The organism is Bacillus sp. T33-2, from assembly GCF_002860205.1.
In the GTDB taxonomy this organism is placed as follows: Bacteria; Bacillota; Bacilli; order Bacillales; family Cytobacillaceae; genus T33-2.
This window is the reverse complement of sequence record NZ_PGVB01000062.1, coordinates 1-12,373: the sequence shown is the minus strand read 5'-3', so window position 1 is coordinate 12,373 and position 12,373 is coordinate 1. Positions and strand designations below refer to the sequence as shown.

Here is a 12,373-nt window from a genome sequence, read left to right as displayed (position 1 = left end):
CAAGAATCCCACCCGTCAAACCGTAAGGTTTAGGGCTTGCGGCTTTAGCCGTGGGAGTCTCAAGAAGTATGTTATTTAGCATTGCCACAAGAACACATCGGTGAATATCGATATTTTTCTGGAGAGATTTTAATTAAAAACGGCGATATTCTTCACCTGAAAAGTGGATTTATTGTAGTAAGTCTACACTAATTCAACCGGAATCATTTGAGTTTAGTGATTATGAGTTCATTTTTTATGCGGATTGGGCCCTTGGCGATATTAAAAAGGCGTTACTGGACATTGAAACTCATAATTGACCAAGTAAAAAGTATTTCTAATGACCTCTCTAAGAAAAAAGCAAGTATTGCAAAGTCTGTTCTAAGTATTTCTATACATACGGCTTTGATAGAGATTTACTAAGTTTTCTTGAATTTTCACAGCGTTACTCTGATAATGTCAGTAGAGAAACAACGGAATACAGGTCGCCAAAAACCCCTTGATACTGAGGGAGAACCTGATCCAGGGCTGCTTGGAATTCACAAAAAATCCCGCCCTACAAAAGGACGGGACAGCTGCCAAATTCAAATTAGCTTAGTAATTTAAACCGTCTCCAAACTGGTAGAAGCCTTCAATGCCGACAGGAAGCTTCCCGCCTGGCTGGGCTCCAAAGATCACGTCAACCGCGGCGTTCCAGGCTGTTGGTACCGGGGATCCCCAGCGCTCTACAGCATAGGTGGCCAGGTAGGCTCCAACATCCGGGTAATTTTTTATATCATACGGCAGCCCGAGTGAAAGTGCTGCTACTGGCTTTCCAGTTCCCTGCAGAGCTTTGACCAGTTTAGCTTGTCCTGCAGGCAATTCACCTGGTGAGAAGGTGGCAACAATAACCCTGTCGGCCTGCTTGGCGAGTGCCACAGCTTGGCTAATTTCAGCATCAGACGAGTCGTTAGCAGTGATGTAACTTAATACTTTACCTGCTGATTTTTCGTCAACAGCTTTTGCTATATCATTGATGTAGTAATTCGATCCATAGATCTTTGGTCCAACGACAAGGGTGGTTTGTTCGGCTGCTGAGTTGAAAGGCAGTACACTGTTGTTTTTGAGGAGTGTTATCGATTTCCTCGCAACATCTGCAGCAAATTGCTTATGTTCTGGAGTATTGACCACGCTGGTTGCCTTTGCAGGATCATCGTAGCGGTCATTTAACAGATTATATTTGAACTTTGCTTTTAAGATGCGTTTAAGTGATTCGTCGACCCTTTTTTCAGTTAGTTCACCTGACTGCAGGGCATTGTACAGCGCGTCGTATGTCTCCAGCTGTTCCTCATATGTTCCTGTTGCCATGACAATATCAGCACCTGCATTTATCGCCATGACTCCTGCCTGGCCCGCACCCCAGTTCTCAGCGATGGCATGCATGCTCATCGCGTCAGTGACAATGATTCCGTCGAAGCCCATTTGCTCGCGGAGAAGCCCTGTGAGCACCGGTTTGGAAAGTGTGGCTGGGAGTTCAGGGTCAATTGCATTAATGATCACATGTGCCGTCATGATCGAATCAACACCAGCGTCAATCGCTGCCTGGAAAGGAGGCAGATGCACTTCCTCCAGCGTTTTGCGGTCATAGTTCACGGCAGCCAGTCCTAAATGTGAGTCAACACTTGTATCACCATGTCCTGGGAAATGTTTTGCTGTTGCCACTACACCATTTTCTTGATAACCCTTCGTTTGGGCTGCTGTCATTTTGGATACGAGGTCTGTTTTTTCGCCAAAGGATCTGACACCGATAACAGGATTTGCCGGATTTGTATTGACATCTGCTACCGGTGAGTAATTCCAGTTAAAGCCTGTTGCTTTTGACTCGACAGCAGTGATTCGCGCTATTTCCTTAGCGGCTGCAAGGTCTCTTGTTGCACCTATGCCCATCTGGCGCGGGAACGTCGTTGCATCGGTGACATGCTGGACGACTCCATATTCAAGGTCTGCAGAAATGAATAATGGTAGTGTTGTGCGGGTTTCAGAAGCCCACTTTTGCAGCTGGTTGTTATATTTCGCTGTTGTCTGTGCATTCCGTTCCCCATATACAATGACAGAGCCGACATTATACTCCTGGATTAATTTCCGTGTCCTGTCGTCCGGCATTTGAGCTTGATTATCATGAGTCGATGGCATAACCAGCTGCCCAATCTTTTCTTTGTCGGACATACGCGCAATTATTCGCTGTACCATGCCATTGTTGGCCTTGTCATATTTATGGCCTGGATGCTGGTGCCCATTGCTGGACTGGGCGCTAACCGCAAAAGGTAGAATCAGAGTAGAGGCTAATACTAGACTGCTTAAATAAGTACAGAACTTTTTCATGTTTTCCTCCTCTAAAATTTTTTTGCCAACTGCCAAAGTAAGCTCCCTTCCTATGTAATCGCTTTCAATGAAAGGTTAGCATTTTGAAAGAAAATGCGTCAACGAATAACCACGGTGATGCGTAAAATTGCTACTTAAGCCATAGTATTTCGACTTTAGAAACAGTTTTGCTAGGTTTTTAGTTATGGAAAATAGACATTCTCCTATATTTTTGTCCTAAAAGAAGAGCGTGTCAGTGACCAGGAAGTAGGAAAAGCACGATAGGATAATAACTGATATAGCTGAAGGTTTTGACCTAAACTAGAGTCCAAAAGGGGGTGGAAAATGGAGATGTCCGCAGCATCACTGAAATTGTTTGCGTCGCGGTTCGACCGATATTTGTATTGCAAGGACTCATCAAAGCTGGAAAGGCAGGAACAGATGAATTGTTGAATTTTCAGTAAAATATAACAGTATTATTAGATTGTATTATAATTTTTAGACATACGACAAAAAGGGGTATTTCCAATGGAAGATTGTTTTATATGCCAAAAGCATGCGTGAAGCATCACAACTTCAGGAGTAACGATCTATGAGGACGAGTATGTTTATGTGAGCCACATCGACAAAAGTGGAAAACCGAACTACCTGGGCCATCTCATGATTGACTTAAAGAGGCACGTACCAACAATTGGAGATATGATGATGGAGGAAGCACAAGCATTCGGGATGGCCATGGCAAGAGTTAGTAAAGCACTAATGGAGGTTGAAAAGGCTGAGCACATCTATTCCCTTGTTTTAGGTGATTCTGTTCCACACCTTCATATGCATCTAGTACCCCGCTATCCAAATACACCCAAAGCTTATTGGGGGCCAATGGAAGCATATGATTGGGAAGATGCTCCTGTGGGTGAAGCAATGAAGTTCTGAAACTAAGTACACGTATTAAATTATATCTGGAGAATAATACGAATGAATAAATCTATTAAAGCATTTAGCTGGGTCGGCAGTCAGGAAAATTTCGTTGATCAACTTAATGTCCATCAAATTAACCGAATAATGGTTGGACGTTACGGAGGGAGCTCAACAGCAGGCCAGTATAAAAACGAAGATGGCTGCTTGGTATGGCAGGATGAAAAAGAAGAGTGGGAGCTTGCAATCATCTTGGATGCACATCATACTGCTGAGAGTGCCGAACTAGTATTAGAACAGTTTTTAAATAGAAAAACAGACATCACACGTCTTTTATCCCGGCCTGTTGTTTATTCTTTTAAAAGACTTGAAGAAATGGTTTTAAAACTATTTCAAGGAGAAGATTTTCTAACTGCTTGCCGCAATGTAAGGGGAGAAACAGCGTGTTTAATTGTTGCAAGAAAAGACAAATATCTTTGGTGGTTTTCGGTAGGAGACTGTATTCTATACTTATTCCATGAAGAACTTGCTGCACTTGGCCAGTATCAGGTCAATCAAAGGCAATTTTACGAATGGCTGGGACAAGTGAATACTTTTGAACAGTCGGTGCCTTGTTATACTAGTGGAACGAAGGAATTAAGAAAAGGGATAAATCATATCTTCCTGACTACTGATGGGTTGGTTGAATGTCCGAACGAGCCATTTTTAGATCCAAGTGAAATATTTAAAGTATTGTCAGATTCTCCAGGTGACAAAAATATTCTGCCACTACTGCAAACACTTAAACAGAACGATGCCAGGGACAGCACTACCATCGTTGCATGGGATGTAAGTATATCAAAAGACGCAAGCAGACCAAGCGATGAATAGGATATGTGGACATATGGCCAATTTCTGCAGTGCATACTACCATAAAAGTGCTTATAGGATTTTTTCATTAATTAAAAGGATGCCTGTCTTTATGCTGGTGATGAAGGACAAAATCGTTCGGCAAAATGGCAAAAGTATCCTTCATACGGTTTATGAAGGACAAAATCGTGGGAATGTAAATTACTTTGTGTAAATGGTTTATTAACAATAATTTTGACTACACTTTAGGTTCTGGAAAAACAACTCTTCTTCACCATATTTTAAAACGGGGAGAAGGATTGGTCATATCTCATAAAGCTGTTATTGGAGCATACGAACAAAGGGATTATCAATTTGATAAAGATGAAACTGTATTGGATTACAGGAATAAGGGTAATAAGCCTGGTGTCAGGCGTTTTTTATTGGAAGATTTTTTGCGCGTCAACTGTGAAACCCTTCAAAACATCTGAATGAATGATTCCTGTCTCTTTTATAACAGCGGTTTGTTCATATTGACCTTTTTCGTCTAACCGATAGATTTGCACGGTTGATAAAAGGGGATTAACAATCCAGTATTCTTTGACGCCGTATTGCATATACAGGTTTAATTTGTGCACCAGGTCATGGGACTGATTGGAAGGACTGACGATTTCGATGATCAACGAAGGGATGCCCACATATTTATTTTCTTCTATTCCGTCTTCGTCACAAATTACTGAAATATCGGGAACCACTATTTTCGTTCCTTCCAAGTCCTCCCTACGAAGTTCGACGTCATACGGAGCATGAAAAACTTCACAATCCTTGTCCTCTAAAAAGTTGAATAAGCTGGCATGTAATCTGCTGGATATTCTTTGATGCCTCGTGGATGGGGAAGGAACCATGAACACTGCCCCGTCAATATACTCCAATAAGCGATTGGTTGATTCCCTTAACTTATGGAATTCTTCCAAAGATATAAGATTCTTGTTTGGCAGCTCCATAGATAAGACACCCTCCTTCTTAATCAAAAATAAATACCTTTATGTATGATTATATTCTGGATTGATTTCAGAAACAAAGCTTTTGCGAAATCGGGCTCTGACCGTAACCAATGCGCAAAATGACATATTAAAGCCGCAGAGGATTATACTTAAGTTATGTCGGTCTAAACGGGACACTTCAGTTTATGTTATGCGCGCTATCAAAATACATAAGTCTAGAGGAGGAGAGATTCGTGAAGCTAGGCTTGGAAAATAGAGTAGCTGTTATCACAGGTGCCAGTGCAGGGATTGGATTGGCAATTGCCCGTGGCTTTCTGGAGGAAGGGGCGATGGTAGTCGGGGGCAGCCGCACTATTATTTCATTGGAGCAACTTGGCTATGGGGACACGCTCTTACCTGTGCCAGTTGATTTAAGTACCCCGGAGGGCCCGGTACGTCTAATCCAGGCGGCAATAAATAAGTTTGGCAAAATTGATGTGCTCGTGAATAACGTCGGAATTGCGCCGTCCCGAGAGGGATTTTTGAGTGTAAGTGACGAGGATTGGACAGAAATGTTTGAAACCAATCTGATCAGCATGGTTCGCGCCAGCCGTGCTGCACTTCCTCATATGATTAAGCAACAGAGTGGGTCAATCATAAATATCGCGTCAGAGAGTGGACGGCAGCCTGACACAATATTGGTCGATTACAGCGCAATGAAAGCCGCAATGCTCAGTATATCGAAGGCGTTGGCAAATGAGTTTGGTCCTCAGGGAATACGCGTAAATTCCGTTTCGCCGGGGCCGACCCGCACTCCGTTATGGGACAAGCCGGGGGGATTTGCAGAAGGGCTGGCTGAACAGTTTGGAATGGATAAGGACGAGGCGATAGAGCATTTTGCAAAAAATGTGCGACAGCTTCCTGTTGGCCGCCTGGGCCGTCCCGAAGAAGTAGCGGCTGTTGTCCTGTTCCTGGCATCCGATCAGGCAGCTTTTGTGACAGGTGCCGAATATACTGTTAATGGTGGATCACTTCGGGCGTTTTAGTCGGACAGACCGCAAGAAAAACTAAGCTGGATACCATTCCTGCTTAGTTTTTTTACTATTTAAACCCTACAAATCCCCAACTGCCATTGCTTCAATCTCTACCATACGTCCCTAATCAGCTTGCGGACTTCAACCGCGGAGCTGGCTGGCGGATTCAATGTATTGACGTACCGATCCCGGATATTCCGTACAACCTGCATTTGTGAAATATCGGTCAAAAAGAAGGTTAATTTCACTACATCATTAAAGCTGAGTTGTGCAGCTTCCAATGCGTGTTTGATATTTTCGAAAACCTGCTTCGTCTGTGAGGCCAGATCCCCTGTACCGATCACTTGGCCATCCTTGTTCAGGGCCACCTGTCCGGATACATAAATCGTCCGTACGTTCCTCACTTCCACCACGTTCGTATAACCAAACGTTCCTGGCATTGTTTCAGGGTTTATGAATTTTACTTGTTTACTTTGCTCCACCTCATTTTCTCCTTTCTGACCGCTCTCAATTGTGTGGCAAAATAATTTTCACACATCCTCGGAATTTCTTTCCATTTTGCAACCAGCGGCTTAGTTTTTTGTATGAAAAAACAACCTATCATACTATGATTCAGATAAATATAATATAAGGTGGTTGTTAATATGGAGCAAATCGAACTAGCTCTTCCAGCCAGCCCAACCTATTCAACGAGGAATGGCAGTTCCCTGATTTACCGATACTATCCCGCACAGTCCGAGTCGGCAATGATTCTTATCCACGGAATCTCGGAAGACAGCAAGTACCTTTACCCGCTGGCCGAATTTGTTTCATCCAACAATCTTGCGAAGGTCTATACCCCTGATTTGCGCGGTTACGGCGAGAATCCAGCCAGAAGGGGGGATGTTGATTACATTGGTCAAACGGAGGATGACCTGGCAGACTTTGTTCAACAAATTAGGAAGGACCAAGCTATTAGTAAGATCATTATTGCCGGGCACTCAGCAGGCGGAGGGACGGCTATCCGCTTTATGACAGGCAAATATTCTGACCTCGCCGATGCCTGTCTCCTATTGGCGCCCCATCTAGGCCCAGGCGCACCAACAGAAAGACCGTCCGATGGCACCATAATTGTGGACATGAAGAGGATGATTGGGCTGTATTTGTTGAACGCTCTCGGAATCAGACGGTGGAATGGTCTCACTGTGTTGAAAGTGGACCGCCCGGAAGAGCTTCGGCATGGAAGTGAAACACTGGAAATGAGCTACAGGCTGATGATGTCTCGAACCTTGTTAAAGTATAAACAGGGGCTACGAAAGCTCACTAAGCCTGCCTTCGTACTCGTGGGCGAAAATGATGAGGTTTTTTATGCCGATCAGTACGAGCCTGTTTTTTCAACCTATACCAAAATAAAAGTTGAACAAATATCTAATGAGACCCATGATGGCATTTTGTCCAACATAGAGACTCACAAACTTGTCAGGGAATGGTTAACAAGCCTGACGATATAAGATGAGGGGCCAGACCCCCGGTGCATTAACGCGCTACCGTACCGGGGGTCAGGCCCCATTTTTTAGAAAAGATTCCTCAATTCTGTTATGGCTAAAACTACAAACGTTATAATACTTAGCGACAGGAAGGCATTTGAAAGCCATTTGTTGCGGTCTCCCGGCTGCAGGTACTTTTTTGAATTGAGCAGCCAGAGGAGTGTGAATGCCAAAAATGGCATAAATAGAGCTCCGAGGGCTCCATAGGCGATAATGAGCCCGACCGGCTTCCCGATAAAATGGAGCAGCATTGGCGGGAATGTCAGCCAGAGCACATAAAAGCGGAATGATTTAGTTTTGCTGAGGTCTTCCGTTCTTATATTTGAATGACGGACAGTCCTGATAAAATCGGCAAAGAGATAAGAAACCCCATTCCAGACACCGAGAACAGAAGTGAACGAGGCCGACCAGAACCCAAGCAGGAAAAGCCAGCGGACAGCTGGATTAAGTTCATTCCCAAGGATCGAGGCAAAAGAAACAAGCCCCTGTTCCCCGCTAATCCCGGTATCAGTTCCATACAATAAAGCTGCACCTAGCACCAATAGGGAAATCGTGAAAATGGCTGTGACAATATACGCCACTGCGGAATCGTACCGCATGAGTCTGACCAGAGCGGAACCTTTCCAGTTGTTTTCCTGTAGCCAATACCCGTAAGACGCCATTGTCAGGGAACCGCCGACTCCTCCGATCAGCCCTAACGCATATAGCAGTGAACCCTTTGGAAGTGTGGGAGCAGCTGTGTCCCACAAGTCCCCGAGCTGGGGGATAACGAGGATGGCGGAGCCGACTACCGTCAGAAACATTAAGGCAACAAGCAGATTCATCGTTCTTTCAAAGGTTTTGTACGCGCCCCTCCAGACTAGCAAAAAAGCAAGGATGCCGTGAAAAACTGCCCAGCCCCACAACGGAAAGATTGGAAACAATGCTGCCATGGCAAGAGCGCAAGAAGATGTTCCGGCTGCTCCATATACAAATCCCCAGATAATCGAGTATGAAGCGAAATAGCCTGTTGCCCATTTTCCAATGGAGCGCCAGCCTTCAAGAATCGTTTTCCCACTGACAAGATGCCAGCGGCCAACTCCCTCGTTAAGCGCGAATTTTAAAATGGCGCCTGCAACTATGGCCCATAGAAAAACGAGGCCATACTTTGTACCGGCCACAAGGGCTGCAACCAGATCCCCGGCACCGACACCAGTAGCTGCTACAATCAGGCCGGGTCCAATTACGCTCCGTTTGTTGCTTGCAGGTTTTCTGGGTCCTAAAGGGACTTCAGTCTTTGTCAAGTTTTCCATTCACATTCCCCCCATCCATATAGCCCGGCAAAAATCATCATCAATTATGTAAAATTTGAAACGGGCATTATAGAATCATTTATCCGAAATGAATGAGTTTGAAACATAAAAAAGATGCCTGACCCCCGCCGCGGTGATGAATTAACGCGCTGGGGATCAGGCACCTACAATTTTACCGATACCTCCGTACCGTCCTTCAATTTGACATCCACTAATATGAGTCCTTCGTAACAGCGAAGTTCACCGATGGTTTGCTTCACCAATTCCTTGCTAAGTTTACTGTTAAGGGGAATGAAAGATATGTTGGTTTTATGCTCTGAGTGGTGGTTGGCCCATTTCGTGATGTTTTTTAAAAACATCTCTGAGGTGAGAAGTGAACAGCCTGCTTTTAAAATGGCATATGGTATCGGTATGTTCAATCTTAGATTCTTGTCTGTTTTGATTTTTACTTTAATCATCGGAAATCCCTATTCAATAAAGACGGCTACGGAGTCGCCATTTGCTGCTTTGATGTCTACTATTTGTCCGTCCAGTTCATGTTCGATCGCTTCGATCAGCAAGTTTATATCAATTTCCTTCACATATTTTTCAGATTGTGGAATGCTTGCGGCAATACTATGCCCTGTCTTTAACACCGCTTTTACAAGCTTAAGCGGCAGGTTAACATTGACGTTGTCGTTTTCCTTGGAAATTACACGGACTTTTAATATTTTGTCAAGGTAGTCATTCGACTTATGTAAAGCATGTTCTCCTTCTTTTTCTTTTAGCACCTGGATGAGCTCCGCTGCTTTATCGGAGTCGATTTTTCCTTCTTGGACCATTGTCAAAACCCTGGAAATTTCCTCTTTCATCATTGATTCCTCCTACTCACCTTTTAAAAGTTTTATTGCTTCTTCAGGGGTGATTTCTCCCTTTTCCAGCATGGAAACAATCTTTTTCTCATCCGATTCGGACTTCTTTTGCTGCTCATATCCAAGGGCCGTAATAACGTCGTTCAGCTTTCCTCGCACGGTAGGGTAGGAAATCCCAAGTTCCTTTTCAACCTCTTTAATATTCCCCCTGCATACAAGAAAAGTCTCGACAAATTGAAGCTGCTCCTGCGAAAGGGAGGCGAACTTCGACAGCTCGAAATCATTTTCAATTGTTGTGTGGCAATGAGTGCAGTGCAATTTTGTGATTTTCAACGTCTTGCTGCAGACAGGGCAACTCGTAATAACAGGATAGGCCATAATATAATCCTTTCGTTTATTTGTTTAAATTATATAATCAAATGTTTAAAAAGTAAATAATTAATCATAAATAAATTAAAATTATTAATTTTAATATTAATTTTCATTTATCAAGCTTGAGTAATACGGGTTGTGCGAAGAATACATCCACCATATTCAAGCTGTAAAAAACCGACCATTGATGGAAGTTGTAGAGGGAATTAGTTTTAAATTGGTAAACAAAAAGCATTTGATGCCGGAGTCACGCAAATGCTTTTGCTAATGATGATTAGAGGGGCGTATATTTGTTGCTTCCAGGAAGTGCTTTAACCGTTTTCCAGGCATTAATCGCGTCTTCGCGGCTTTTTCCTTTATTATTGGGGTCTGCGAAGTAGTCACGGATATATTGATTGTATTCAAATTGAGGGGCGATTTTTTTGTTGTAAGAAGGGTCTTTCTTTCGTTCTTCTTCTTCATACCAGGCCTTGACAACATCGCGATATGTCTTTCCTGCATTGTTTTTAAAATAGTTCTGAATATATGTGGAAAAATGGAATTTAGAATTAATTACTGATTTGAAAAAAGCCCTGACATCCTGGGTGCAACGATGGTTTTCAGCAATGACCGTATCAAGGCTCAATTTGTCTTTTGTATTGGATTTTGTTACGGCCTTTGAACTTCTCAAAGGTTTTATGATCTCGCCTGTTTGAAGAAACGTCGCAATACGAGCTGAAATCTCAAGCTTCGAGCCATTCGTGCTGATTCCATTATATCTGCAAAACATTTGCAGTTCTTCTTTCAGCCAATAAAAATCTTTAAATTGCTCCACGCTAATATCTTTTGTAAGCTCAGGCCTCATCTTATAACCCCTCCCTATTTATTTATAGAACAAACGTTCCTGCTAAACGAATTTATGCACTTGTTCTTCAATTCTTTTCTAATATTCTCACTCCGTTTGCTTCTCCCACAATCACTTTGTTTGCCATTCCAATGAACAGCCCTGTTTCTACGACGCCTAAAAGAAGCTTTAAGTTTTTATGAAGCTCGTGTGGATCTGGGATGCTATCGAACTGGCAATCCAATATGTAATTTCCATTATCTGAAAGAAATACACCGTTGTCCCGCGTTCTTAATTTTGGCTTGCATCCAAGTCCTGTGATTTTGCGGGCTGTTATTTCCCAGCCGAAGGGCACGACTTCAACCGGGAGTGCAAAGCGGCCCAGCCTTGAAACGATTTTTGAATCATCGACAACGATGATTAATTCCCCGGAGGCAGCATCGACTATTTTCTCCCTTAGCAATGAGCCGCCTCCACCTTTGATCAAATTAAAATCCGAATCGACTTCGTCAGCACCATCAATTGCCAAGTCCAGGCTGCTTACCTCCGAAAAATCGGTCAAAGGGATGCCAAACCCGGTTGCCCATTGCTCAGTACGCCGGGAAGATGGGATGCCTTTGACATTCAAGCCGTTCTTCACGAGTTCACCGAGTTTTTGCAATGTCCAGTATATGGTTGAGCCCGATCCCAACCCAACGGTCATACCATCCTTTATCAATTCAACAGCTTTTTCACCGGCTGATTTCTTTTTCACGTCTATGTAATCCAATTTTAACCCACCTTAAGATTCTTTTTTCCTATTATTATACAGGATTATAGACAACGGTTTCTAACAGCATAATGTAATTTGAAAAGAAGGGATGGCTGTTATTGAACAAGAGGATGGTTTTGCGAGTAGACCGATCGGGGACTTGAAAAATGACTGGAATCTGGCTTTAACGGATGAAATCCCGATTGAATTACAAGTGAATTCAGGAGCCTCTGATACGCAGCTTGATCTGCAGGGAATGCAGCTGGCCAACCTGGAGGTGAAGGCTGGAGTCGATGATATTGAGATCGACCTGCGAGGGGATTCGAAAAAAAGCTTTGATGTAAAGCTGCAAATGAGTGTTGGTGAGTCCACAATCATTTTACCAGAGGATGTGGGAGTGAAAATTACTTCCGAAAAGGGAATTCCAAAGGTGATGGGATCTACATCAACAAAGCATATGAGGATGCAGATATCATTATCAATGTAGATACGGAAATGGGCGTTGGAGAGGCCAATTTCAAGATTCTTTAGCATGGACAATTCCTGGAGAAGGTCGAATAGAAAGGCTCTAATCGACTTTGGGCATGCTCATTTTTTTGCAAAGGTCGAATAGGAAGGCTCTAATCGACTTTAGGCATGCTCATTTTTTTGAAAGGGTCGAATAGAAAGGCTCTAATCGACT

The 12,373-nt window shown here is 43.3% G+C and carries 13 protein-coding genes and 1 pseudogene; 5 read left to right on the top strand and 9 right to left on the bottom strand.

Annotated features, from left to right (window positions below):
- Positions 1 to 573 precede the first annotated feature (573 nt).
- Positions 574 to 2,340, bottom strand: a complete 1,767-nt coding sequence (locus tag CVD19_RS24105; protein ID WP_142383566.1) for a glycoside hydrolase family 3 protein — start codon at positions 2,338 to 2,340, stop codon at positions 574 to 576.
- A gap of 591 nt (positions 2,341 to 2,931) precedes the next feature.
- Here CVD19_RS24105 and CVD19_RS24100 point away from each other — a divergent pair.
- Positions 2,932 to 3,249 (top strand): HIT family protein, encoded by a 318-nt coding sequence (locus CVD19_RS24100; protein WP_308314902.1) that lies wholly within the window; start codon positions 2,932 to 2,934, stop codon positions 3,247 to 3,249.
- Positions 3,250 to 3,291: 42 nt separating this feature from the next.
- The gene (locus CVD19_RS24095) at positions 3,292 to 4,101 is read left to right on the top strand and encodes a protein phosphatase 2C domain-containing protein (protein WP_101585718.1); all 810 of its coding nucleotides are present in this window, start codon (positions 3,292 to 3,294) and stop codon (positions 4,099 to 4,101) included.
- Positions 4,102 to 4,499: 398 nt separating this feature from the next.
- On the opposite strand, the gene CVD19_RS24080 is transcribed toward CVD19_RS24095, so the two are convergent.
- Positions 4,500 to 5,063: a Uma2 family endonuclease gene (locus CVD19_RS24080; RefSeq protein ID WP_101585715.1), complete on the bottom strand. Its 564-nt coding sequence runs from the start codon at positions 5,061 to 5,063 to the stop codon at positions 4,500 to 4,502.
- A 233-nt stretch (positions 5,064 to 5,296) separates the two neighbouring features.
- Here CVD19_RS24080 and CVD19_RS24075 point away from each other — a divergent pair, with 233 nt between their 5' ends.
- Positions 5,297 to 6,088 carry an SDR family NAD(P)-dependent oxidoreductase gene (locus tag CVD19_RS24075; protein ID WP_180953785.1) on the top strand — a complete coding sequence of 264 codons (792 nt, stop codon included), beginning with the start codon at positions 5,297 to 5,299 and terminating at the stop codon, positions 6,086 to 6,088.
- A 66-nt stretch (positions 6,089 to 6,154) separates the two neighbouring features.
- Here CVD19_RS24075 and CVD19_RS24070 read toward each other — a convergent pair.
- A pseudogene (locus CVD19_RS24070) lies at positions 6,155 to 6,516 on the bottom strand (RidA family protein).
- Positions 6,517 to 6,720: 204 nt separating this feature from the next.
- On the opposite strand from CVD19_RS24070, the gene CVD19_RS24065 reads away from it, so the two are divergent.
- Positions 6,721 to 7,566 (top strand): alpha/beta hydrolase, encoded by an 846-nt coding sequence (locus tag CVD19_RS24065; RefSeq protein WP_101585713.1) that lies wholly within the window; start codon positions 6,721 to 6,723, stop codon positions 7,564 to 7,566.
- A gap of 62 nt (positions 7,567 to 7,628) precedes the next feature.
- On the opposite strand, the gene CVD19_RS24060 is transcribed toward CVD19_RS24065, so the two are convergent.
- The 6 genes from CVD19_RS24060 to rpiA all read right to left on the bottom strand — a co-directional run bounded on the left by CVD19_RS24060 (position 7,629) and on the right by rpiA (position 11,709).
- Complete coding sequence (locus tag CVD19_RS24060) at positions 7,629 to 8,894, bottom strand: Nramp family divalent metal transporter (protein WP_101585712.1); 1,266 nt, start codon at positions 8,892 to 8,894, stop codon at positions 7,629 to 7,631.
- 164 nt (positions 8,895 to 9,058) lie between these two features.
- Positions 9,059 to 9,352, bottom strand: coding sequence for a hypothetical protein (locus tag CVD19_RS24055; RefSeq protein WP_101585711.1), 294 nt, complete (start codon positions 9,350 to 9,352; stop codon positions 9,059 to 9,061).
- 9 nt (positions 9,353 to 9,361) lie between these two features.
- Positions 9,362 to 9,745 carry an SHOCT-like domain-containing protein gene (locus tag CVD19_RS24050; RefSeq protein WP_101585710.1) on the bottom strand — a complete coding sequence of 128 codons (384 nt, stop codon included), beginning with the start codon at positions 9,743 to 9,745 and terminating at the stop codon, positions 9,362 to 9,364.
- A 12-nt stretch (positions 9,746 to 9,757) separates the two neighbouring features.
- Positions 9,758 to 10,123, bottom strand: coding sequence for a DUF2089 domain-containing protein (locus CVD19_RS24045; RefSeq protein WP_101585709.1), 366 nt, complete (start codon positions 10,121 to 10,123; stop codon positions 9,758 to 9,760).
- A gap of 268 nt (positions 10,124 to 10,391) precedes the next feature.
- A complete protein-coding gene (locus CVD19_RS24040; protein WP_101585708.1) occupies positions 10,392 to 10,961 on the bottom strand; it encodes a DUF6434 domain-containing protein in 570 nt (189 codons plus the stop codon).
- 67 nt (positions 10,962 to 11,028) lie between these two features.
- A complete protein-coding gene (gene rpiA, locus CVD19_RS24035; RefSeq protein ID WP_101585707.1) occupies positions 11,029 to 11,709 on the bottom strand; it encodes a ribose-5-phosphate isomerase RpiA in 681 nt (226 codons plus the stop codon).
- A 91-nt stretch (positions 11,710 to 11,800) separates the two neighbouring features.
- On the opposite strand from rpiA, the gene CVD19_RS24030 reads away from it, so the two are divergent.
- Positions 11,801 to 12,178: a hypothetical protein gene (locus CVD19_RS24030; protein WP_101585706.1), complete on the top strand. Its 378-nt coding sequence runs from the start codon at positions 11,801 to 11,803 to the stop codon at positions 12,176 to 12,178.
- Positions 12,179 to 12,373 lie beyond the last annotated feature (195 nt).